A 21,205-nucleotide genomic window follows, 5' to 3' on the forward strand; every position below is an offset into this window, starting at 1 on the left:
ATTCCCCTTCATCACGCGGACCGGATCATCGACGCACACGTCGGAGTGCGCGCCGTGGGGTCAGAGGGGCCGCCCCGGTGCGGGGCGGCCCCTCTGCTGGATCAGCTGCTCGGCCAGCCGGTCTCGATCTGCGTGAGCACCTCATCGGTCGAGGTGCCGTTGACCCATGCGACCATGCCCTTCCAGAACGTTCCGGCACCGACGGCACCGGGCATCAGGTCGGACGCGTCGAATCGGAAGGTGGTGTCCGGGTCCTGCAGGATCTTGATGGTCTCCTGGAGGATCGGGTCCTTCGCGTTCGCGGGGTCGAGGCCGTTGTTCGCGGAGGTCACGCCGCCGAGGCTGACGCGGCTGTTCGCCCACTCGGGGCTGGACAGGTACGCGAGCACCTTCTGCGTCGCCTCGGAGTCGCTGAACCCGCCGACGATCTCACCGGCACCCGTCACAGCCGTGTCGCCCTCGGTCTCGCCCGGCAGCATGAATGCCCAGACGTCGCCGTCCTCTGCGACCTTCGTGCCGTCGGGGAAGAAGCCCGACAGGAACGAGGCCTGGTGGGTCAGCGCGCACTCGCCGCCCGCGAGCTTCGGAGCGACATCTCCGAACGCGGTGGAGTTGATGGAGCGCACGTCACCGAAGCCGGCGTTGACGTTGGCCGGGTTGAGCAGGATGCCGCCGACCGAGTCGAACGCCTGCTTGATCTGCGGGTCGGTGAACTTGACCTCGTTCGTGACCCACTGGTCGTAGACGTCCGGTCCGGACTGACGCAGCACGTAGTCCTCGATCCAGTCCGTTCCCGGCCAGCCGGTCGCGGTGCCCGATTCGAAGCCGGCGCACCATGCGGGGGTTCCGGTGGTCGCCTGGATCTTCTCGGTGAGGGCGGTCATCTCGTCGAGCGTCTTGGGAACCTCGACGCCCCACTCCTTGAACTTCGCCGGCGAGTACCAGATCCAGCCCTTGACGTTCGCCATCAGCGGGGCGCCGTAGAAGGTGCCGTCGACGGTGCCGTAGTTCACCCAGTCTTCGGTCCAGTACTCGTTGGCGTTCTTCTCGACCTCTTCGGGTGCGGGCTTCAGGTAGTCGCGGTCCGCGAAGTCCTTGAACAGTCCCGGCTGCGGGAAGATCGCGATGTCCGGCGGGTTGCCGCCCTGGGCGCGCGTGCCGAGCTGGGTCTCGAAGTCCTGGCTGCCCTCGTACTTGATCGTGATGCCGTTCTCGTCGGCCCAGTCCTTCCAGGACTCCTGGAGGAGCTTCGCCTCGTCATCGACGATCGTTCCGTAGATGGTGACGGTGGCATCGCCCCCATCGCCGCCGTCGGTGCCCGGTGCCCCTCCGGGAGCCCCGCATCCGGCGAGCGCGATGCCCGCGACCCCCAGCAGGGCGAGCGGCGCGTAACGCCGGGAACGCTGTGACAGAGCCATGTGAATTCTCCTCTTCGAGTACAGGTTCCCGACTGGTGCGACGCCACCCCGGGGCATCGTTAGGGAACCGATTCCAGGCCAACCTACTGGCCATGCGCACCCCCGCACAACACGCTAGGGTCACAAGCTCGCAACCATTCGACGTGCTCGCGCCCCCGACGTGGGAGCGCTCCCTCGCTTCCGCTCTGGAACCGGTTCCTTTTTCGTATGCCGGCGACTACGATTTGACGCGGCGCGCACCCCCGCGTCGGGGCCACGCAGCTGCGTGATCAGGTCGAGGAGGACCGATGAGCACGATCGCGGACGTCGCGTCGCGTGCCGGCGTATCGAAGGCCACCGCCAGTCGCGCCCTGAGCGGCCGCGGGTACGTGTCGGAGACCACCCGGCAGCGCGTCGAGGACGCCGCTCGCGATCTCTCCTATGTCGCCCACTCCTCCGCGACGAGCCTGGCCACCGGGCGCACGCAGACCGTGGGCGTCGTGATGCCGCCCGTGGACCGATGGTTCTTCGCCGAGCTGCTCGCCGGCGTGCAGGAATCGCTCTTCGCCCTCGACTACGACCTGTCGCTCTACGGCGTGCCGGAAGGGTCGCAGACCAGGGAGCGGCTGTTCGAGAGCGTGCTCCCCGGCCGGCGGTTCGACGGGATCATCGCGGTCGGCATCCAGCCGAGCGCCCGGGAGCTCGAGCGCCTGCAGCAGACCGGGCGGCCGCTCGTGAGCGTCGGACCGTACAGCGAGGGTTCCAGCGCGGTGTCGATCGACGACACGGCCGCCGCGCGCATCGCGACCGAGCACCTCATCGAGCTCGGGCACACCGACATCGCCTTCGTCGGCGGATCGACGGACGCGGCCACGCTGAGCTACGGTGACGCGCAGCGGCTGGAGGGTTATCGCGGCGCATTGCAGGCGGCCGGAATCGGGGCTCATGCGCGCGTCGCCGGCGGGTCTCCGACGATGCCCGGCGGGTACACCGCGGCAGCGGGACTGCTGGGAGACCGACGGCGGAGGCCGACGGCGATCGTGGGAGTGTGCGATGAAGCCGCGATCGGGGCGATCATCGCCGCGCGGCGACTCGGAATCGCCGTGCCGACCGAGCTCAGCGTCGTCGGCATCGATGATCACGAACACGCCGACATGTTCGCGCTGACCACGATCGGACAGTCACCGCGCGACCAGGGCCATGAGGCGGTGCGCCTTCTGACGCAGCGGATGGAGCACCCCGACGCACCGCTGGAGCGCATCTACGCGGCGTCGGCCCTCGTCGTGCGCAGCTCGACGGCTCCTCCGCGCTGACTTCGCAGCATGCCGGGATGCAGGCCGGGCTCGTGGTGCCACGCGACCGCGGCCCGGGCTCCTGGTGCGCCGGGAGGACAGCAGGGGAAGCGTCGGCAACGGCAAAACCACCCGGAACGCACGAAGGCCCCGGGGCGAACCCGGGGCCTTCGACGAGAAACGCGTGAGCGTCGCGATTACTTGAGGGTAACCGTGGCGCCTGCCTCTTCGAGAGCAGCCTTGGCCTTCTCGGCGGTCTCCTTGTTGGCGCCCTCAAGGACGGCCTTCGGGGCACCGTCGACGACAGCCTTGGCCTCGCCGAGACCCAGCGAGGTGAGCTCGCGGACGGTCTTGATGACCTGGATCTTCTTGTCGCCAGCAGCCTCGAGGATGACGTCGAAGGAGTCCTTCTCTTCCTCAGCCTCAGCAGCGCCTGCGCCACCCGCGGCACCGGCGACGGCGACGGGAGCAGCAGCGGTGACCTCGAACTTCTCCTCGAACGCCTTCACGAACTCGTTGAGCTCGATGAGGGTCAGGCCGGCGAACTGCTCGAGCAGTTCCTCGGTGGAAAGCTTCGCCATGATGTATCTCCTAGATAGATGGGGTTTGTAGACGAGATCGCAGGTCGCTTACGCGGCCTCTGCGGTCTCCAGCTTTTCGCGAAGAGCATCGATGGTGGCGGCAGCCTTGCCCATCGTCGCCTTCATCATGCCCGCAGCCTTCGCCAGCAGAACCTCACGGCTCTCGAGCGCGGCGTACTTGTTGACCTCGTCCGCGGTGAGGGCGTTGCCCTCGAAGATGCCGGACTTGATCACGAGAAGCGGGTTGGCCTTGGCGAAGTCACGCAGAGCCTTGGCGGTGGCGACGAAGTCACCGTGCACGAACGCGACAGCCGACGGACCCTTGAGGTCGTCGTCCAGCGCGGAGATGCCAGCCTTGTTGGCGGCGATCTTGGTCAGCGTGTTCTTCACCACGGCGTACTCAGCGTCCTGACGGATGCTGTTGCGCAGCTCCTTGAGCTGGGCAACCGTCAGACCGCGGTACTCGGTCAGCAGAACGGCAGTCGAGTTCTCGAATGACTTCGTGAGCTCGGCGACCGATGCATCCTTCTGCGCCATGGTCACTCCTTGGTGTGTACGAGGCGCCGCACGGTGGTGAGGCGCCGACCTGGACCACCTGCAAGAGAAAAAGCTCCGGCGCAAGCGCACGGAGCTTTGAGAGTTCGTGGCCTGCGCGGGCCCCTGCTATGCAGAGCTTCGATCGCTGCGTGCTTGCGCACACGACGATGACCAGCGGTCTTCGGTTCGAGATAACTGTACCCCACCCGCCCCTGCTCCCCCAAATCCCGCCTCTCCTCCGCCCCTCCGCCCTCCGTCCACCCACCCCCTCGCCGAGACCCACGCTCCGCACCCAGACCCATGGCGGGACTCGTCTCCTGGCATGGGTCTGGACGAGGGGCATGGGTGTCGGCGGCAATAGCTGGCAGAAAAGCGAGGCACGATGTTAGGGGCGGAGGCCGAAGGCACCCAGGCGTGCGCCGAGAGCCTCAGGCGTCACGATGTGCTCGTATCCCCATCGGACGACGCGCCATCCCGTGACGCCACGGACAGCGTCCTCACGGCACTTCTCAGCGATCACGATGTCCTCCGCCGACCTCTCACCGCGCAGATCCGGATCGAGATACTTGCCTCTGCCGTCGAACTCGCCGAAGGCCTGCAAACCGCGGAAGGCGAAATCGAGCCAATAGTCCTCACCGCCTGGCCCGGTGACGTGCGACTGCAGCTCGATGCCCGTGAAGCCGAGCCTGTGGAGGTGCAGACGACTGACGCTCTCCCCGGGAAGCTGGGCACGACCGTCCGACAGCGCGATCATCGCGCGGGCCTGACGGATCCCACGGCCCGACATAGCCCGGGCACGCCGAGCAAGTTCTCCTCGCCACGTGGCGGCCACCTCGGAATCCTGCTCATTCCCGCGCATGGCAACTCGCCGGAGAGCAGCATCGGCCACGGAGATAGCCGCTTCCGGCCCGAGCCGGCTGGTCAGGTCGAGCACGGTTCTCTCGAGCGACGTGCATCTTATGCCCTCGATCTCTTCGAGGTCCCCCTCACCGACCTGTATGTCGTGCCGTGCCACGCAGCCCTTCACCCTGCTGTGACTCGTCCGGCCGAGCAACACGTGCACGTGCGCCGGGAACGTCCGATCGAGCGGCAGACCGTGGAGCACAGCTGCCGAGTCGAAGCAGAATGCGGCGCCTCCGCCCGAGGACTCCCGGTGCACGGCGAGCACCTTCAGGAGATGCCGGCCTTCCGCCCAGAGCTGTGCCCACGCCTCCCCCTCCGCGTACCAGCCCCGACGCACCCGGATGAGCACGCCACCGTCGACCATGCCCTTGAGTTCCCGCTCGGTGATTCCTCGGGCGAGAACATCCCGTCTGGAGAGGAGGAGCTGACGCGCTTCCTCGATCGTGACAGCCTTCCGCATGCGCTCGATCTTCATGCTTGCAGCCGGCCCGCGACCCAGGATCCGCGCATTTCACCGGGAACCGATAGCAACTCGCTCAGAACCATCGCCGTGCAGTTCGCTTCCCTGCCTCTCCCTCCCGCATCCCGGCGAGACCTCGCGCCTTCCTCCCAGCGAAACCCACGCTTGTCGTCGAAACCCACGCGCCGAAGCAACTGCACACGTGGGTGTCGGCGACGCCAATGGGTCTCGGCGACGGGGAGGGGCGGGAGCGGGCGGGAGCGGGAGGGGAGGCAGCGGGCGGGAGCGGGAGGGGCGGGAGGGCGGCGTGTACGGGAGGGAGGGTCGGCGCGCGGGGTTAGGGTCGAAGGGTGACCCCGGAACTCTCTGCACGCATCGTCGCGGACTCCCGCGACCGCGTGGCATGGTTGCGTGCGCGCTCGCGGGGCATCACGGCCACCGACGTGGCAGGTCTCACCTCGGAGAAGTCGATCGCCCGCGCGGCCGACTCCAAGCTCGGCGGCGGACCCCGCTTCGGCGGCAACGCCTACACCGATCATGGTCGACGACGCGAGCCCGAGATCGCGGCATGGGTCGCGGCCACCCATGGCATCCTTCCCTCCTCCGCACTGTTCCGCGCCGAGGTCGAGCACCGGCACCTGGCCACCCCCGACGGCATCGCGGTCGACGCCGACGGACGCGTGAAGCTCGCCGAGATCAAGACCACGAACAAGGCGTTCCGGGGCATCCCGCGCACCTACCTCCGTCAGGTGTGGTGGCAGCAGCACGTGCTCGGCGCCGAGCGGACCCTGTTCGTCTGGGAAGAGCACGTCGACTTCGCCCCGATCCACGATGAGCCGCGCTGCGTGTGGATCGACCGCGACGACCGCGAGATCGCGAAACTCGTCGGCCTCGCCACGGATCTCATCGATGAGCTCTACCGACGCACCACCGGCCAGCAGGTTCCGAGCCGGGTGATGGATGCCGCCGCGAGCCGGCGCGAACAGCTCCGTGAACGCGACGCGTTCCGCGCGCTGGCCCTCGCCGACTGATCCGACCCCGCCGAGGCCGAGCCCGCCCTCACGTGCAGGTGTTGTTGCCACCGAGACCGAGCAGACCACCGACCGAGAGCGTGCGTGTCGCGGCCGGTGAGACCCACGACGTTCCCGCGTAGATCGTCTCGACCTTCACCGCGTTGGACGATCCGAGAAGACTCCCCAGCAGCGTGTTCAGCAATCCGGAGCTGATCGTGGACGAGTAGGTGTAGGGGCCGGATCCGCTCTGCGTGACGTTGCTGTTGTCGACGACGACGTTGTTGATCGACAGCCGCTGCTGCACGGTCAGGTAGGGCGATGTCCACGTGATCGTGAAGCCGGTGAACGTGCCGAGGAAGCTCGTCACCGTGCACGAGGTGACCACGGGGGCGGCCAGGGTCGCCGCGGTGAACGTGCGCGTCGCATACTCGCTGTCGGTGAATGCGGCGTCGGTGACCTGCACAGCGGGCGTCGAGGCGACGCCGACGAGCACGACGATGCCGAGGGCCCCTGCCACGATGCGTGCGCGCGTCGGCCGCCTCATCGTCGACTACGCGTCTCTGATGTCGCGCGTCGACGCCGACCCGCGAGTGCGATGCCCGACGCCACCAGCGCCGAACCGGCCATGACCGCCCACGGCATGCCCGGTGGCAGCCCCGTCGTCGCGAGGTCGCCGTCCGACCCCACGATCACCGTCTCGCCCGCCCCCTGCGCGTGCACGCGCACATCGGTGCTGCCCGCACCCGCACCCCCGGAGGGATCCAGGAAGATCGCGAGGCGAAGATGCGCCGTCTCGGTGTCGGCGACCTGTGCGAGCGGGATCTCGACCCCGTCGCGCGGGATGCTCCACGCCGTACGAAGCGTGGCGGCGCCATGGGGACACCCGGCGTCGGTCCATTCCTGCAGGCACAGGGAGACGTCGAGGAGCAGCTGTGCATCACCCGTCGCGCTGACCGCGATCCGCACGACCCCCGGATCCGGGGCATCGGCACTCACCGCGATGTCCCATTCCACCGGCTGTCCCGGCAGCAGACTGCCGGCTGCCGCCCAGTCCGCGACGGAGACGAGGCGCAGGACCGACCCCTGGATGATCTGCGTCGTCGGCGCACCCCATGCGGCCGTCGGCATCGTGACCACCGGCATCGTGACCGCGAGGACGGAGAGCAGGACGACGGCGAGCGCGCGCCTCATGGCCCGTTCCCGTCGGGATCGCGCCCGGACCGGCGCTGCCCGCGCGGCCAGAACGCCCAGACGACCAGCGACGTCGCCGCAACTGTCAGAGCTCCCAGCACGATCGGGTTCCCCATGCCCGCGACGACGAGCGCGATACCGGGAACGGAGAACAACACCTTCCGCACCGATGTCACAGGGTAGGGGAAGGGATCGTCTGCGGCGTTCGCGTCGCCACGCATCGTGATCACCCGTTCATCCGCGCTCGCACCCCGGAAGATCGTGGTGACGCGGTGGGTCACCGGCAGCTCCCCTTCGCGGTCGACGGTCACGACGTCGCCGACCTCGATCTCGGTCGCCGGGACGCGCTGCACCACCGCGACGGAGCCCGCGGGGATCGTCGGGGACATCGACCCGGTGCGGAACATGATGAGCGTGATCTGCGCCGTGAAGGCGAGCACGACGAGCAGGATGCAGATCGCCCCGGCGACCGCGGCCATCCAGAGCAACGCGTCGCCGATCACACGCCCCGGCCGCATGCCGGTATGTACCCTCGCCGCGGTCGCGTGGGGTTCGACCGCGGCGAGGGACGTCTCCTTCTCGCGCAGGCTCCTTCGCGTCATGGGGGTCGTCATCTCGTCCTCCTCCCTGCCATCCGCGCCTACGACGACGTTCCGAGGAGCTGCCAGGTCTGCGTCATCGTGAGTCCCTGCGCGGCGTTCGGGGCCGTCGTCGGGAGAGTGACCGCGAAGCAGTAGTTGACCTGAGCCGCACCGTTCGCCGTCACCGCCTGCGTCCCCGAACCCCCGGCGGTGAGCGCCGACCCGTCCGCGACGACGGCCGTCCCCGCCGCGTACGTGGTCGCGTTGCAGGTGGTGCCCGCGATCGTGCGCACACCGTAGGTGAGATACGTCGCGAGCCCCGTGCCGCCGGGTGTTCCCGCAGTCAGCTGGAGGGTTCCCGCCACCGAGGGGTTCGCCGTCTTCACGCTGAACAGCGCATACGTCGCGTTCCCCGGCGCCATCGCGGTGGGCGCGAGCTGGAAGTTCAGGGTCGCCGCCGCGCCCGTGGTGGCGTGACTCGAGAACGTGGAACCGTCGACCGCTCCGACGATGTCAAATCTCCCGGCCGTGAAGCTGGCGGATCCGTACTCGGAGTCATTCCAGGCGGCGAGGGTGGCGGCGACGCCGATGCCGAGTACGAGCCCGCCCGCGAGGACGGCTCTCAGCCGACGGGAGCGCAGCCGCCGCCTCTCCCGCACATCTCTGCGGGTGACCATCACATGCTCAGTTCGTCGACGTGGCCGTGAACTTCCAGGTGGCGTTGGTCACCAGGCTCGGCGTGAGCGACGCATCCGCCGTCACCTTGAAACACAGCTGCACCGCTGTGCCGGGCACGGCCGATGTGCCGCCGGCCGTGAGCGGAACCTGCGTCACGCCGGTCTGCACATCGAGCGTCGTTCCGGTCGCGATGGGCGTGCCCGTGGCACTCGCCGCGTTGCACGTGGCGCCCGGTGCGAGCTGGTAGATCGAGTACGACAGATGACCGGTGTTCGAACTCGCGGCGGGGTCGGCCGTCGTGCCGTCGGCGACGAGGTTCGCTCCGCTCGTGGTGCCGGCTGCGAGGCGCACCCAAAATCCGGCGTAGACCGAACTCGTCGGCGACATGTTGCCCACGAGCCCCGCCGGCAGGGTGAAGGCGAGAGTCGCCGCGGAGCCAGCGGAGTTGTGGTCGGCGTACGCGGTGCCGTCGGTGGACCCCTGCAGATTGAATGCGCCCGCGGTGAACGTGCCGTTCGCGAACTCGGAGTCGTTCCAGACCGCGAGCGTCACTGCGGTGCCGATGCCGAGCACGAGTCCACCGGCCAGTACCGCCAGGACCTTGCGCTGGGTTGCCTTGGTTGCCATGTCGCTTCCCCCTCAGGAATTCGTGAACCACGCGAATGCCTGTCGTCCGGTCGCCCCTCAACGACCCCGCATCCGCGCGTTTGCGCCATCCTCTCCCCGCCTCATCCGCAGAACAAGGCGATTTCGCGCACGACATTCGCTCATCCCGCGCAGATCCGAATCCCTCTCGAAGATCGTTGACGTATATCAACGATCGGCGTATAGTTGACGCAGTTCAACCATCTCGTGCGCGCCAGAGCTGTCGCAGCATCTCCACCACCCTTCTGCGAAAGGTCACGCATGACCACGGATTCCCCCGTCAAGATGACGCATCGCCAGGTGCTCGAAGCCCTCACCGGCCTCCTCCTCGGCATGTTCGTCTCGATGATCGCGACCACGGTGGTCTCCACCTCGATGCCGGTCATCGTGCACGACCTCGGCGGCGACCAGGCCGCCTACACCTGGGTCATCACGGCGACGCTCCTCACCACCGCGATCTCGACCCCGATCTGGGGCAAGCTCGCCGACCTGTTCAATCGCAAGCTGTTGATCCAGATCGCGATCGTCGTCTTCGTCGGAGCGACCGCTGCGGCCGGATTCGCGCAGGACACCAACACCCTCATCGCCTTCCGCGCCATCCAGGGCATCGGCGGCGGTGGGCTCGCCGCCCTCAGCCAGGTCATCATGGCCGACATCATCAGCCCGCGCGAGCGCGGCCGCTACATGGGTCTGTTCGGTGCCGTGATGGCTGTCGCCACCGTGGGCGGCCCGCTGCTCGGCGGATGGATCACCGACGTCGCCAACTGGCGCTGGAACTTCTTCGTCGCCCTCCCCTTCGCCGTGGCCGCACTGATCATCCTGCAGAAGACTCTGCACATCAGCACCGAGCGCACCCGCAAGGTGTCGATCGACTACGTCGGCATCGTGCTGCTGTCGGCCGCCGTCTCGCTGATCCTCATCTGGATCACCAACGCCGGCTCGACGTTCGACTGGTGGAGCACAGAGACCGTGCTCATGGTCGGCGGCGCGATCGTCTCGGCCATCGCCTTCATCATCGTCGAGCTCAAGGTGCGCGAGCCGCTCATCCCGCTCACGCTGTTCCGCGGCCGCACCTTCACCCTCTCGGTGCTCGCGTCGATCTCGATCGGCGTCGCGATGTTCGGCACCTCGGTGTACCTCGCGCAGTACATGCAGCTCTCCCGCGGTGCGACGCCGACCGAGGCCGGGCTCATGACCCTGCCGATGATGGCCGGCCTCCTGATCTCGTCGATGGTCATCGGCCAGCTCGTCACCCGTTTCGGCAAGTGGAAGGGCTACCTGATCCTCGGGTCCGTGCTGCTGATCGCGGGCTCCGTGATGCTGTCCACGTTGCACTACGACACGAACTTCGTCCTCGTCTCGATCTACATGTTCGTGATGGGCGCGGGCGTCGGCATGACCATGCAGAATCTCGTGCTCATCGTGCAGAACGTCGCGAAGCCCAGCGAGATGGGCGTCGCGAGCTCGGGCGTGACCTTCTTCCGCAGCCTCGGCGGCACGATCGGCGTCTCCGTCATGGGCGCCGTGCTCGCGAACAGCCTCACCGGTCTGTTCAGCGACGGCAAGGAGCGCATCGGGGCAGCGATCGCCCAGCTCGGCGACAAGGGCGCCGAAGTCGCCGCACAGCTCTCCAGCGGAACGCTGCCGGAGGTCCGCCTCCTCCCCGAACCGGTGCGCTCGATCATCGAGGACTTCTACGCCCAGGCCATCTCGCACGCGTTCCTGATCGGCATCCCGCTCGCGGTGATCAGCCTCATCGCGATCCTGTTCCTGCCGAACCGACCGCTGACGACGATGACCACGACGGAGCGCGCCCAGGCGGACGCCGCGAAGAAGAAGCCCGTCGACGGCAGCGTCGACGGCGCGGTCGACGTGGCGATCGCCGACGCGACTGCGCTCTCCGGTGCCCCGACGACCGGTACCGTGACGGTCGTCGACCGCGCAGGTGACCGTGGGGACGGCGCCTCCGATGTCCGACGCTGAGAAAGACATCGACACCCCGGAGGCGCGGGCCGAAGCGGTCCGCGCCCTCGAGGCGGAGTTCAGTGAGCTGATCACGCACTTCCGCCGCGTCATCACTGAGAACGCCCATCGGGTGAGCCCCGGTCTGCTGCCCGGCGGCTACAAGATCTTCACGACGATCGCCCGATGCGAACGGGTGACCGTGTCGACGCTGTCCGAGCGGATGCTCATGGACAAGGGACAGGTCAGCCGCACGGTGCGCGAGCTGGAGGAACTCGGTCTGATCGAACGCACCGCCGACCCCGCCGACGGCCGTTCGTCCCTCCTGGAGCTCACGCCCCTCGGCACGGAGCGGTTGTCAGCGGCTCGACTGCCGCAGGAGGGCCTGCTGCTGCGCACGCTCGAGCAGTGGAGCCTCACCGACATCGGCAACCTCACCCGGCTGCTGCACGCCCTGGCTTCCGGAGTGACACCGGGGTCGACCGCGGCCGATTGACCGGGACGCTGCCGAGGACGCGCCGGGCCTCGGTGGCGACCTCCGCGGCGATCGTGTCGAGCAATTCCGAGCGCAGGTTCCACTGCTGCCAATAGAGCTGCACGCGCAGGGTCGGTCCCCCCAACGGCACGAGCCCAGCCGACTCCTGCAGCAGCGGCACCATGCCCCAGCCGAGTCCGAGGGTGACCGCGAGGGCGTAATCGTGGGATGCCGGGACGTAGTGCCGCGGCACGCCCTCCTGCGCGACCGACATCGCCCTGAGCCATTCGTGCTGCAGGGTGTCCCTCCGGTCGAAGTCGACGAACGGCGCGGCCGTCAACGCGGTCGATGTCACTCCCTTGGGGAACCATCGGGCGGCGAACCCCGGCTCTGCCATCGCCCGATACTCGAGCACTCCGAGCGGCGACACGGAGCAGCCGGAGACCGGAGTCTCCTCACTCGTGACGGCCGCCATCACCGTCCCCGACTCCAGCAGACGGGCGGTGAAGTTCTGGTCATCTCGATGCAGGTCGAAGTCGATGTCGTGCGCTGCGGACAGGCGCGCGAGCGGAGCGAGGAACCAGGTCGCCATCGAGTCGGCGTTGACCGCGAGGGGGATGCTGATCCTGCGCGCCGCGCCGGCCTCGTCGATACCCACCCCGGCCAGCGCATCATGCTCCAGCAGAGCGACCTGCCGCGCCAGACGGACGACCGCCTCCCCCGCCTGCGTCAGCCGTGCGGGCTTGGTGCGCACGACCAGGATGCGCCCCAGCTGCTGCTCGAGAGTCTTCAACCGCTGACTCACCGCGGAAGGAGTGATCTGCAGTCGCCTCGAGGCGGCATCCAGTGTCCCCTCGTCGACGATGGCGGCGAGGGTGGCCGCGAGTTCGGGATCGATTCGCACATCAGCAATGCTAATGGTTCGGTAGAAATCTTCGCTTCTCTTGATGTCCGGCCGTTCCTAGGCTGTATCCATGCTCACGGTTCTCGCCGGCCTCGGCCTCGGTCTCTCCCTCATCGTCGCCATCGGCGCGCAGAACGTCTTCGTGCTGCGTCAGGGGATCCGCCGCGAGCACGTCCTCGCCGTCGTGGCCATCTGCGCGCTCTCCGACGCAGCGCTGATCGCGGCGGGCGTCGCCGGGCTCGGCTTCGTGATCTCTGCCGCGCCGTGGCTGGTGGTCGTCGCACGATGGGCGGGGGCGCTGTTCCTGCTGACCTATGGCATCCTGGCCGCACGCCGGGCCTGGCGTGGAGGTGAGGAGCTGGTCGTCGAGACCTCCGACTCCTCGCCCTCCGCATCGCTCGCATCGAGCGGCGTGACGGCGACGCTCACTCGCACGCGGTTGACACCCGTGATCCTGACGACGCTCGCGCTGACGTGGCTCAACCCTCACGTCTATCTCGACACCGTGCTGATGCTCGGATCGATCGCGGCCACCCACGGCGACGAGCGCTGGCTGTTCGCGGGCGGGGCGATCGCCGCCAGCATCCTGTGGTTCACGGCGCTGGGGTTCGGCGCCCGCTATCTGGGGCGCTGGTTGCGCACCCCGCGGTCGTGGCGCATCCTCGACGCCGTGATCGCGGTGGTCATGATCGCGATCGCGATCAGCCTCGTGCTGCCGGTGCTAGGAATCTGAGCGGAGTCAGACGCTGTCGATCTGCGCGAGCCGGGCGCGGACGAGCGTCTCGAGCACCTCGCCCGGGATCGGATGCTCGGGCTGGAACCGGATGGTGCCCTTGTCGACGCTGACTCCCGGATGCCCGTCGAGCATGTCGGCGACGGCGGCGACGGCATCCGGGCTGAACGGGTAGATGCCGATGTGCTTCTTGGCGCGCATCACCGAGAGCAGCGGCTTGCCGCCGTGCACGAGCGCGGGCATGCCGTAGCCCGTGCCCTGCTCCGCATCCGGAGCCTCCCGACGGGCGACCGCATAGACGCGGTCGATCGCATCACGATCGGCAACGGCGAGATCTGCGAGGTAGTCGTCGATGGTTCCCACGAGGGCATCCTGCCACCGATCGGCGCGCAGGGCGAGGACCGAGCGCGATCAGACGCCGTCGAGCGGACGCATGATGCGCGTGAGGAAACGCTTCGTGCGCTCGTGCTTCGGCGCGCTGAAGATCTCGGCCGGCGGCCCCTGCTCCACGACGACGCCGCCGTCCATGAACAGCACGTGATCGGCGGCTTCGCGCGCGAAGCTCAGCTCGTGGGTGACGACCGCCATGGTCCAGTTCTCGTCCGCGAGCTCCTTGATCACGAGCAGCACTTCGCCGACGAGCTCCGGATCGAGCGCACTGGTCGGCTCGTCGAACAGCAGCAGGTCGGGCTTGAGCGCGAGCGCGCGCACGATTCCCACGCGCTGCTGCTGCCCTCCGGAGAGTTGGTGCGGGCGGGCATCCGCCTTGTCGGCCAAACCGACCCGGTCGAGCAGCGCGAGCGCCTCGGCCACCACCTCGGCCTTCGGACGCCCCTGCACCCGCCACGGCCCCTCGATGACGTTCTCGAGAACCGTCAGGTGTGGGAAGAGGTTGTGGTGCTGGAACACCATCGCGGAACGGTCGCGCAGCGCGAGTCGCTTCTGCTTCTGCACGCGGGGCTTCGGCTGCACGGCGGGCGCGAACTCGATCTCCGGCCCGCCCGCGACCACGATCGTGCCGGCGTCCGGTGTCTCGAGCCCGTTGAGCGCACGGAGCACGGTCGTCTTACCCGAGCCGCTGGGGCCGATGAGCACGACGACCTCGCCACGGTGCAGAGTCAGATCGATGCCGCGGAGCACCTCGTTGTCACCGAAGCTCTTGTGCAGGCCACGGGCGGTGAGCAGAGCCTCTGAAGTGTTGTCAGTGCGCGACACGACTGTCGAGCCTCCTCTCGAGGGCGCTCTGTCCGAATGACAGCACCAGGCAGAACACCCAGTAGACCAGCGCCGCGGCGAGGTAGAGCACCATGAACTCGTAGGTCGTCGACGCGATCTGCTGGGCCACCTTGAACAGCTCGGTCACGAGGATCAGCGACGCGAGCGAGGTGTCCTTCACGAGGGAGATGAACGTGTTCGACAGCGGCGGCACCGACACCCGCGCCGCCTGCGGCAGGATGATGCGCGTGAGCGTGCGCGTGCGGTTCATCCCCACTGTGTACGCGGCCTCCCACTGCCCCTGCGGGACGGAGAGGATGGCCGCACGCACCACCTCGGCGCCGTAGCCGCCGACATTGAGCGACAGCGCGATGATCGCGCTCGGCCATGGATCGATCGTGATCCCGATCGACGGCATGCCGTAGAAGATCACGAACAGCTGCACCAGCAGCGGCGTCCCCCGGATCACCGAGATGTAGAACCGCGCGACGCCAGAGAGGATCGGGTTCACGGAGATCCGCATCAGCGCGATGCCGATGGCGATGACGAGTCCCAGCGTGAAGGATGCCAGTGCGAGCGGCACCGTCGCCGTCAGCCCCGCCCAGGCGATCGGCCCGAGCGAGTCGAGGAACAGCTGCCAGGGGTTCTCCATCGATTACTGCGAGACGTCTTCGCCGAAGTACTTCTTGCTGATCTCGGCCAGAGTTCCGTCCGCACGCAGCTCGTCGAGCGCCCCGTCGACCGCCGTGACGAGCGCTTCCTTGTCCTTGGTGAACGCGAAGGCCTGCTCGCCGGCATCTTCGGTCTCGGCGGCGATCTTCAGACCGGTCGGGCTGTTGGTCGTCTCGTAGTCGAGGAACGTCAGCTTGTCGTTGATGGTCGCATCGACGCGGCCCTGACGCAGGAGCTCGACGGCCTGCGCCCAGCCCTCGACGCCCTCGACCTTGGCACCCGATTCAGTGGCGAGGTCGTTCCAGTTGCTCGTGAGCGACTGTGCGGTGGTCTTGCCCTCGAGGTCGGCGAACGACGAGATCGAGTCGTCATCCTCGTTCACGACGATGACGCCGGGCGAGACCGTGTAGGGCGTGCTGAAGAGGTATTTCGCCTCGCGCTCGTCGTTGATCGTGACCTGGTTGGCGATCACGTCGAAGCGTCCGGCGTCGAGGCCCGCGAAGATTGCATCCCACTGGGTCTCTTCGAACTTCACCTCGAGGCCGAGCTTGTCGGCGACGGCTTCGATGATCTCCACGTCGTATCCGGTCAGGTCACCGGCGCCGTTGTCGCCGTGGAAGCTGAACGGGCGATACGTGCCCTCGGTTCCGACGGTGAGCGTGCCGTCCTTCGCGAGACCGTACTCCGAACTCGCGGAGCTCTCGCCACTGCCCGAGGTGCTCGCGGGCGTGCTCGACCCGCTGCAGGCGGTCAGGGCTGCGGCGGCGACGACGAGTGCGGTGACGGCGATGAGACGACGGGACATGAACCCTCCTGGGGTGTGAAGCGCGGTGCGAGTTTACGCGACCGACGCGCGAACTCCCCCACAGTACGTGGCGCTCGGCGGATCGCCGCATCCGATGACGTTGCGTTTCGCGGGTCTGGCCTGCCCTCTCGGGGCCCTGCCCCGTTCGAGCGCCAGCCCTGTTCCGGTCGCACTTCCTGCCGCTCAGCAGTCGATGATGCGGCAGGAAGTGCGACCGGAACGAGGTCTGCGCAGGACGCAGAAACGCCCCCGGGCGAACCCGGGGGCGTTTCAGAGAGTCAGACTCAGATGGAGTTGACGTCCAGCGGGATGCCGGGGCCGAACGTGGTCGACACCGCACCCTTCTGGATGTAACGGCCCTTCGAGCTCGACGGCTTGAGGCGGACGATCTCCTCGAGCGCTGCGCCGATGTTCTCGTTCAGCTGCTCTGCGGTGAAGGATGCCTTGCCGACGACGAAGTGCACGTTGGCGTGCTTGTCGACGCGGAACTCGATCTTTCCGCCCTTGATCTCCTCGACGGCCTTGGCCGGGTTCGGAGTCACGGTGCCGGTCTTCGGGTTCGGCATCAGACCACGCGGTCCGAGCACCTTTCCGAGACGACCGACCTGGCCCATGAGCTCCGGGGTGGAGACAGCGGCGTCGAAGTTGGTCCAGCCATCGGCGACCTTCTGGATGAGCTCGGCGCCGCCGACCTCATCTGCGCCTGCGGCGATCGCAGCCTCGGCCGCGGGGCCGGTGGCGAAGACGATGACGCGGGCGGTCTTACCGGTGCCGTGGGGCAGGATGACGGTGCCGCGCACCATCTGGTCCGCCTTGCGGGGGTCGACGGCGAGCTTCAGCGCGACCTCGACGGTCGAGTCGAACTTCGTCGAGCCGGTCTCCTTCGCGAGGGCGACGGCCTCGGTGGGGGTGTAGAAACGGTCTGCCTCGATCTTCTCGGCGGCAGCCTTGTAAGCCTTGGACTTGGTAGCCATGATTATTCTCCTCAGCCCTCGACCGTGATGCCCATGGAACGGGCGGTGCCGGCGATGATCGAGATCGCGGCCTCGATGTCGTTCGCGTTCAGGTCGGCCTGCTTGGTCTCGGCGATCTGACGGACCTGGTCCTTGGTGATCTTCGCGACCTTGACGGTGTGCGGGGTCGCGGAGCCCTTGGGGACGCCGGCGGCCTTCTTGATGAGCTCCGCAGCAGGCGGGGTCTTCAGGACGAAGGTGAAGCTGCGGTCCTCGTAGACGGTGATCTCGACGGGGATGACGTTGCCGCGCTGCGACTCGGTCGCGGCGTTGTACGCCTTGCAGAACTCCATGATGTTGACGCCATGCTGACCGAGCGCGGGGCCGATCGGCGGCGCCGGGTTGGCTGCACCGGCGTTGATCTGAAGCTTGATCAGGCCGGTCACCTTCTTCTTCGGTGCCATTCTCTTTCCTTTCATCGAATCGGATGCCGGAGCATCCGCTTCTCCCACAGATCCGGCGGTTCCGGAACGTGGTCGTCTCCGCGCACGCCGAAGCGTCGCACAAACCACACAAGTCTACCCGATCAGAAGGAGTCCTGCCGGCCACGGCCGCTCAGCGGCGCAACGGACGCCTGCCCGACGCAAGAGGCGCCTGCCCGACGCAAGAACGGCCGCCCCGAGAGGGACGGCCGTTCTCGTGTGAATGTGTGTCAGACCATCTTGGTGACCTGGTCGAACGACAGCTCCACCGGGGTCTCGCGCTCGAAGAGGGAGACGAGGACCGTGAGCTTGCCGCTCTCGGGCTTGATCTCGCTGATCGAACCGGGAAGACCCGCGAACGAGCCCTCCTTGATCGTGATGGTCTCGCCGACCTCGAAGTCGACCTCGGCCGGCAGCGGACGAGCGACGGCGACGCCGCCCTTCGACGCGATGTTCTTGGCCGTGGGGACGTCCTTGACCTCGACGAGCGACTTCAGCATGTTGAAGGCCTCTTCGAAGCGCAGCGGCGTCGGGTTATGGGCGTTGCCCACGAAGCCGGTGACACCCGGGGTGTGCCGCACGACCGACCAGGTGTCTTCCGTGAGCTCCATGCGCACCAGCACATAGCCGGGGATGCGCACGCGGGTGACCATCTTGCGCTGGCCGTTCTTGATCTCGACCACGTCTTCCATCGGGACCTCGACCTGGTAGATCTCGTCCTCGACCTCGAGCGTCGACTTGCGCTGCTCGATGTTGGCCTTCACCTTGCGCTCGAAACCGGCGTAGGAGTGGATGACGTACCACTTGCCCGGGAGCATGCGGAGGTCCATGCGGAAGGCCTCGTACGGGTCTTCCTCGGCGTCCTCGTCGTCTTCGTCCGTCGAGGAGTCCTCGTCGGCCTGCGCGTCGTCAGCGCCGAGCTCGGGACCGTCGTAGGGAGTGACCTCGTCGGCCGCCTCCGCCTCCTGCTCGGCGACTTCTTCGGCCACTGATTCGTTGAGGACCTCAGCGGCAGCCTCAGACTCAGCCGCTTCGTCCAGGTTGAGAGCGTCGTTCACGATCGCGTCCGCCTCCGGGTCGTCGATGTCGATGTCGATGTCAGCCGTGTCATCCTCTTCGCCGTCCTCATCTTCGACGTGGACCGCGACGTGTTCGGCCGAGGTGACCGAGAGCTCTTCCTCAGCGAGGACGTTGCCCTCCTGGGCCTCGTCTTCCTCGCTGGACTGCTCTGCGGCGGTCGCCCAGTCGGCGTCGTCGGAATATCGTTCAGACACGTTGTTTTCTCCATAGCTGCGGCGCGAGCCGCGGGGGTCATCAGCCAGGGATTCCGAACACCCAGTGCGCCAAGAGCCCGAAGGCGAAGTCCAAGCCGTAGACGATGCCCATGACGATGATCACGAAGACGAGCACCACCCCGGTGAACTTGAACAGCTCCTTGCGAGTCGGGGTGACGACCTTGCGGAGCTCGGCGATGACCTGGCGGATGAACAGGGCGATGCTCCCGAAGAACCGGGAGAAGGGGTTGCCCTTCTTCTCGCGGGTGGCGCCGGCCGCGACGACCTCGCCGCGCGGTTCGTCCTGATCCATCCTGAATGTACCTTTCGTGTGTCAGCGTTGCGCTGACGCGCAGGGCGGACAGGAATCGAACCTGCAACCTGCGGTTTTGGAGACCGCTGCTCTGCCAATTGAGCTACCGCCCTAGAGACCGGGAGGTCTCGGGGTGTTCTCCCCACTCTGCCACCGTAGCCGCGATCGGAAGACCCCAGGCATGGCGAAAGAATGCAGACAACAACTGCCCCACAAGCATACGGCATCGATCCGGTCGCGCCGAACCGGGATCGCGATGGCGTGTTCTTGTTAGGCTCAGCGAGCGTATGCAGGAGGAGGGAGCGCCGGTGAGCGCTGAAGTGCAGCAGTTCCAGGTGGATCTGCGCGGAGTCGTCGATCTGCTCAGCCGGCACATCTACTCCAGTCCTCGCGTGTACCTGCGAGAGCTCTTGCAGAACGCCCGCGACGCGATCACCGCCCGCCGCGAGGTCGACGGTGGCGGCGGCCGCATCCGGATCACTCCGCTGACCGCCGAGACCGGCGAGTTCGTGCTGCGCGACGACGGCGTGGGGCTGACCGCCACGGAGGTCGCCGATCTGCTGGCGACGGTCGGCCGCAGCTCCAAGCGGGACATCTTCGACCTCCCCCGCAGCGACTACCTCGGGCAGTTCGGCATCGGTCTGCTCAGCTGCTTCATGGTCGCCGACACGATCGTCATCCGCTCGCGCAGCGCCCGCGGCGGCGCCTCGGTCGAGTGGACCGGCAGTGCCGACGGCACGTTCCAGGTGGCCGAGATCGACGAGGAGCTGCCGATCGGCACCAGTGTGCACCTCGTCCCGCGCTTCGACGCCGACGAGCTGCTGCGCCCCGCCGCCGTGCACGAGCTGGCGACGACGTTCGGGGAGTTCCTGCCGGTGCGCGTCACGATCGACGCCGCCGCCGGCGACATCGACATCACCCGAGACGCTCCGTTCCTCGACGCCGCGCAGGACCCCGAAGCCGCGGTCGGCTACGGTCGGGATCTCCTCGGAGCGAGTCCGCTCGACGTCATCGAGCTGAGCGAGCCCGCCACGGGCACGCGCGGCCTCGCGTACGTGCTGCCGTTCGCCCCTCCTCCCGGTGCACGCCAGGCCACGCGCATGTACCTGGGACGGATGCTGCTCTCCGAGCGCGTCGACGACGTGCTCCCCGACTGGGCCTTCTTCGTGCGCGCCGTGATCGATTCCACCGGCCTCGCTCCCACCGCGAGCAGGGAATCGCTCGTCGAGGACGCGGCGCTCGAACGCGTGCGCGAGCAGCTGGGCGCCGGCATCCGCCGCTGGGTGCTCGAGCTGGGGCTGCGCGAACCCCATCGTCTCGCGCAGTTCGTCGCCGTGCACGAGGTCGGCCTCAAATCCCTGGTGCGCCACGACGAGGAGCTCGCCCACTTCATCTCCCGCTGGTTGACGGTCGAGACGACGCACGGCACGGTGCGGATCGGCGACCTCGTCGAGAGATACCCGCACATCCGCTACGCGCAGAGCGTGGACGAATTCCGCCAGGTGGCCGGCATCTCCCCCTCCGATGAGGTGCTCGTCAACGGCGGCTACCTCTACGACGCCGATCTGATCCGGATGCTGCCCGACCTCTACCCGCACGTCTCCGTCGAAAAGGTGGATGTCACGGGCGAACTCGATCGTCTCGATCCGCCACCCCTCGACGACCGCGATGCGGCCGTCGCCCTCGAAGCGCGCGCCGGTGCCGTGCTCGACGCATCCGACTGCTCCGTGGTCGTCCGGTCGATCGACCGCCCCGATCTCGCCGGGCTCTACGTGGCCGACCCCGAGGTGCTGCGGGCGATCGACCGCGGACGCACCAAGGGCGTCACCGGGGCCCTGTGGGGCGGTGTGCTGGATCGCATCGACCAGACCCTGTCATCCGCCCGCGACGACGATCTGCGCGCGCGCCTGTGCCTGAACTGGTCCAATCGGGTCGTGCGCGCCCTGGTGCGCGTGCAGGACGACGCCGTCTTCGCGCGCACCGTGCAGCTCCTCTACATCCAGGCGCTTCTCGCCGGGCACCATCCGCTCGCGGACGCCGATCGGACGCTGATGACCAGCGCCCTCGCCGACCTCGTCTCGCTCTCGACCGGCCTGGAGGGCGACACCATCCCCTTCGGCGACGCCCGCTGACTCTCCA

Annotated in this window: 24 protein-coding genes and 1 tRNA gene; 6 read left to right on the forward strand and 19 right to left on the reverse strand. The window is 67.8% G+C overall.

From position 1 onward, the window contains the following. Positions 1–101: 101 nt before the first annotated feature. Positions 102–1,418, reverse strand: coding sequence for an extracellular solute-binding protein (locus ABDC25_RS14510; RefSeq protein WP_021199172.1), 1,317 nt, complete (start codon positions 1,416–1,418; stop codon positions 102–104). A 287-nt stretch (positions 1,419–1,705) separates the two neighbouring features. Between ABDC25_RS14510 and ABDC25_RS14515 the strand changes: the two genes are divergently transcribed. Next, positions 1,706–2,710 (forward strand): LacI family DNA-binding transcriptional regulator, encoded by a 1,005-nt coding sequence (locus ABDC25_RS14515; RefSeq protein WP_347123354.1) that lies wholly within the window; start codon positions 1,706–1,708, stop codon positions 2,708–2,710. Positions 2,711–2,886: 176 nt separating this feature from the next. Here the strand turns inward: ABDC25_RS14515 and rplL are convergent, their stop codons facing one another. The 3 genes from rplL to ABDC25_RS14530 form a co-directional block, all read right to left on the reverse strand. Continuing rightward, the gene (gene rplL, locus ABDC25_RS14520) at positions 2,887–3,270 is read right to left on the reverse strand and encodes a 50S ribosomal protein L7/L12 (protein ID WP_017829128.1); all 384 of its coding nucleotides are present in this window, start codon (positions 3,268–3,270) and stop codon (positions 2,887–2,889) included. Positions 3,271–3,318: 48 nt separating this feature from the next. Beyond that, a complete protein-coding gene (gene rplJ, locus ABDC25_RS14525) occupies positions 3,319–3,807 on the reverse strand; it encodes a 50S ribosomal protein L10 (protein ID WP_017829129.1) in 489 nt (162 codons plus the stop codon). Between the two features lie 385 nt (positions 3,808–4,192). Next, complete coding sequence (locus ABDC25_RS14530) at positions 4,193–5,185, reverse strand: hypothetical protein (protein ID WP_347123357.1); 993 nt, start codon at positions 5,183–5,185, stop codon at positions 4,193–4,195. Positions 5,186–5,520: 335 nt separating this feature from the next. On the opposite strand from ABDC25_RS14530, the gene ABDC25_RS14535 reads away from it, so the two are divergent. Continuing rightward, positions 5,521–6,201: a YqaJ viral recombinase family protein gene (locus tag ABDC25_RS14535; protein WP_029267314.1), complete on the forward strand. Its 681-nt coding sequence runs from the start codon at positions 5,521–5,523 to the stop codon at positions 6,199–6,201. Between the two features lie 28 nt (positions 6,202–6,229). Here the strand turns inward: ABDC25_RS14535 and ABDC25_RS14540 are convergent, their stop codons facing one another. From ABDC25_RS14540 to ABDC25_RS14560, 5 genes are read right to left on the reverse strand one after another with little or no spacing between them, the layout of a single operon-like run. Beyond that, positions 6,230–6,700, reverse strand: coding sequence for a hypothetical protein (locus tag ABDC25_RS14540; RefSeq protein ID WP_347123359.1), 471 nt, complete (start codon positions 6,698–6,700; stop codon positions 6,230–6,232). 23 nt (positions 6,701–6,723) lie between these two features. Then, complete coding sequence (locus ABDC25_RS14545; protein WP_347123361.1) at positions 6,724–7,374, reverse strand: hypothetical protein; 651 nt, start codon at positions 7,372–7,374, stop codon at positions 6,724–6,726. Then, entirely contained in the window at positions 7,371–7,988 is a 618-nt protein-coding gene (locus ABDC25_RS14550) for a signal peptidase I (RefSeq protein ID WP_347123363.1), read from the reverse strand. The genes ABDC25_RS14545 and ABDC25_RS14550 overlap by 4 nt, the downstream gene beginning before the upstream one ends. A gap of 26 nt (positions 7,989–8,014) precedes the next feature. Next, positions 8,015–8,632, reverse strand: a complete 618-nt coding sequence (locus tag ABDC25_RS14555) for a SipW-dependent-type signal peptide-containing protein (protein WP_347123365.1) — start codon at positions 8,630–8,632, stop codon at positions 8,015–8,017. 7 nt (positions 8,633–8,639) lie between these two features. Beyond that, the gene (locus ABDC25_RS14560) at positions 8,640–9,260 is read right to left on the reverse strand and encodes a SipW-dependent-type signal peptide-containing protein (RefSeq protein ID WP_347123367.1); all 621 of its coding nucleotides are present in this window, start codon (positions 9,258–9,260) and stop codon (positions 8,640–8,642) included. A 279-nt stretch (positions 9,261–9,539) separates the two neighbouring features. Here ABDC25_RS14560 and ABDC25_RS14565 point away from each other — a divergent pair, with 279 nt between their 5' ends. Both ABDC25_RS14565 and ABDC25_RS14570 read left to right on the forward strand, forming a co-directional pair. Next, positions 9,540–11,261 (forward strand): MDR family MFS transporter, encoded by a 1,722-nt coding sequence (locus ABDC25_RS14565; protein WP_347123369.1) that lies wholly within the window; start codon positions 9,540–9,542, stop codon positions 11,259–11,261. Continuing rightward, entirely contained in the window at positions 11,248–11,736 is a 489-nt protein-coding gene (locus ABDC25_RS14570) for a MarR family transcriptional regulator (RefSeq protein ID WP_031207956.1), read from the forward strand. Before ABDC25_RS14565 ends, ABDC25_RS14570 begins: the two co-directional genes overlap by 14 nt. Here the strand turns inward: ABDC25_RS14570 and ABDC25_RS14575 are convergent. Next, entirely contained in the window at positions 11,675–12,619 is a 945-nt protein-coding gene (locus ABDC25_RS14575; protein ID WP_021201057.1) for a LysR family transcriptional regulator ArgP, read from the reverse strand. The two genes, ABDC25_RS14570 and ABDC25_RS14575, sit on opposite strands and share 62 nt — an antisense overlap. A gap of 70 nt (positions 12,620–12,689) precedes the next feature. On the opposite strand from ABDC25_RS14575, the gene ABDC25_RS14580 reads away from it, so the two are divergent. After that, positions 12,690–13,352 carry a LysE/ArgO family amino acid transporter gene (locus tag ABDC25_RS14580; protein WP_021201058.1) on the forward strand — a complete coding sequence of 221 codons (663 nt, stop codon included), beginning with the start codon at positions 12,690–12,692 and terminating at the stop codon, positions 13,350–13,352. A 6-nt stretch (positions 13,353–13,358) separates the two neighbouring features. Here the strand turns inward: ABDC25_RS14580 and ABDC25_RS14585 are convergent, their stop codons facing one another. The 9 genes from ABDC25_RS14585 to ABDC25_RS14625 all read right to left on the reverse strand — a co-directional run bounded on the left by ABDC25_RS14585 (position 13,359) and on the right by ABDC25_RS14625 (position 19,179). Then, positions 13,359–13,715, reverse strand: coding sequence for a DUF1801 domain-containing protein (locus ABDC25_RS14585; protein ID WP_021201059.1), 357 nt, complete (start codon positions 13,713–13,715; stop codon positions 13,359–13,361). Between the two features lie 48 nt (positions 13,716–13,763). After that, positions 13,764–14,567: an amino acid ABC transporter ATP-binding protein gene (locus ABDC25_RS14590; protein WP_347123372.1), complete on the reverse strand. Its 804-nt coding sequence runs from the start codon at positions 14,565–14,567 to the stop codon at positions 13,764–13,766. Further along, complete coding sequence (locus ABDC25_RS14595) at positions 14,554–15,219, reverse strand: amino acid ABC transporter permease (RefSeq protein ID WP_029258908.1); 666 nt, start codon at positions 15,217–15,219, stop codon at positions 14,554–14,556. The genes ABDC25_RS14590 and ABDC25_RS14595 overlap by 14 nt, the downstream gene beginning before the upstream one ends. Before the next feature lie 3 nt (positions 15,220–15,222). Next, the gene (locus ABDC25_RS14600) at positions 15,223–16,044 is read right to left on the reverse strand and encodes an amino acid ABC transporter substrate-binding protein (RefSeq protein WP_029258909.1); all 822 of its coding nucleotides are present in this window, start codon (positions 16,042–16,044) and stop codon (positions 15,223–15,225) included. Between the two features lie 284 nt (positions 16,045–16,328). Then, on the reverse strand, positions 16,329–17,018 hold the full coding sequence (gene rplA / locus ABDC25_RS14605; RefSeq protein WP_021201063.1) for a 50S ribosomal protein L1: 690 nt from the start codon (positions 17,016–17,018) through the stop codon (positions 16,329–16,331). Between the two features lie 11 nt (positions 17,019–17,029). Then, complete coding sequence (rplK, locus tag ABDC25_RS14610) at positions 17,030–17,461, reverse strand: 50S ribosomal protein L11 (protein WP_017829145.1); 432 nt, start codon at positions 17,459–17,461, stop codon at positions 17,030–17,032. Positions 17,462–17,709: 248 nt separating this feature from the next. Continuing rightward, entirely contained in the window at positions 17,710–18,753 is a 1,044-nt protein-coding gene (gene nusG, locus ABDC25_RS14615) for a transcription termination/antitermination protein NusG (RefSeq protein WP_021201064.1), read from the reverse strand. Positions 18,754–18,793: 40 nt separating this feature from the next. Then, the gene (secE, locus tag ABDC25_RS14620; protein WP_021201065.1) at positions 18,794–19,066 is read right to left on the reverse strand and encodes a preprotein translocase subunit SecE; all 273 of its coding nucleotides are present in this window, start codon (positions 19,064–19,066) and stop codon (positions 18,794–18,796) included. 40 nt (positions 19,067–19,106) lie between these two features. Next, positions 19,107–19,179, reverse strand: a tRNA-Trp gene (locus ABDC25_RS14625). A 195-nt stretch (positions 19,180–19,374) separates the two neighbouring features. On the opposite strand from ABDC25_RS14625, the gene ABDC25_RS14630 reads away from it, so the two are divergent. Further along, the gene (locus ABDC25_RS14630; RefSeq protein ID WP_347123376.1) at positions 19,375–21,198 is read left to right on the forward strand and encodes an HSP90 family protein; all 1,824 of its coding nucleotides are present in this window, start codon (positions 19,375–19,377) and stop codon (positions 21,196–21,198) included. Positions 21,199–21,205: the final 7 nt, after the last annotated feature.

It is taken from the genome of Microbacterium sp. SY138 (assembly GCF_039729145.1).
GTDB classification, from domain to species: Bacteria; Actinomycetota; Actinomycetes; order Actinomycetales; family Microbacteriaceae; genus Microbacterium; species Microbacterium maritypicum_A.

Bases quoted from the DNA above. Each gene is read 5' to 3' on its own strand.
- ABDC25_RS14545 (WP_347123361.1), bottom strand. From the start codon at position 7,374: ATGAGGCGCGCGCTCGCCGTCGTCCTGCTCTCCGTCCTCGCGGTCACG.
- ABDC25_RS14550 (WP_347123363.1), bottom strand. From the start codon at position 7,988: ATGACGACCCCCATGACGCGAAGGAGCCTGCGCGAGAAGGAGACGTCC.
- rplK (WP_017829145.1), bottom strand. From the start codon at position 17,461: ATGGCACCGAAGAAGAAGGTGACCGGCCTGATCAAGCTTCAGATCAAC.
- rplL (WP_017829128.1), bottom strand. From the start codon at position 3,270: ATGGCGAAGCTTTCCACCGAGGAACTGCTCGAGCAGTTCGCCGGCCTG.
- secE (WP_021201065.1), bottom strand. From the start codon at position 19,066: ATGGATCAGGACGAACCGCGCGGCGAGGTCGTCGCGGCCGGCGCCACC.
- ABDC25_RS14565 (WP_347123369.1), top strand. From the start codon at position 9,540: ATGACCACGGATTCCCCCGTCAAGATGACGCATCGCCAGGTGCTCGAA.
- ABDC25_RS14570 (WP_031207956.1), top strand. From the start codon at position 11,248: ATGTCCGACGCTGAGAAAGACATCGACACCCCGGAGGCGCGGGCCGAA.
- ABDC25_RS14515 (WP_347123354.1), top strand. From the start codon at position 1,706: ATGAGCACGATCGCGGACGTCGCGTCGCGTGCCGGCGTATCGAAGGCC.
- ABDC25_RS14600 (WP_029258909.1), bottom strand. From the start codon at position 16,044: ATGTCCCGTCGTCTCATCGCCGTCACCGCACTCGTCGTCGCCGCCGCA.
- rplA (WP_021201063.1), bottom strand. From the start codon at position 17,018: ATGGCTACCAAGTCCAAGGCTTACAAGGCTGCCGCCGAGAAGATCGAG.
- ABDC25_RS14510 (WP_021199172.1), bottom strand. From the start codon at position 1,418: ATGGCTCTGTCACAGCGTTCCCGGCGTTACGCGCCGCTCGCCCTGCTG.
- ABDC25_RS14530 (WP_347123357.1), bottom strand. From the start codon at position 5,185: ATGAAGATCGAGCGCATGCGGAAGGCTGTCACGATCGAGGAAGCGCGT.
- ABDC25_RS14555 (WP_347123365.1), bottom strand. From the start codon at position 8,632: ATGGTCACCCGCAGAGATGTGCGGGAGAGGCGGCGGCTGCGCTCCCGT.
- ABDC25_RS14580 (WP_021201058.1), top strand. From the start codon at position 12,690: ATGCTCACGGTTCTCGCCGGCCTCGGCCTCGGTCTCTCCCTCATCGTC.
- ABDC25_RS14595 (WP_029258908.1), bottom strand. From the start codon at position 15,219: ATGGAGAACCCCTGGCAGCTGTTCCTCGACTCGCTCGGGCCGATCGCC.
- rplJ (WP_017829129.1), bottom strand. From the start codon at position 3,807: ATGGCGCAGAAGGATGCATCGGTCGCCGAGCTCACGAAGTCATTCGAG.
- ABDC25_RS14560 (WP_347123367.1), bottom strand. From the start codon at position 9,260: ATGGCAACCAAGGCAACCCAGCGCAAGGTCCTGGCGGTACTGGCCGGT.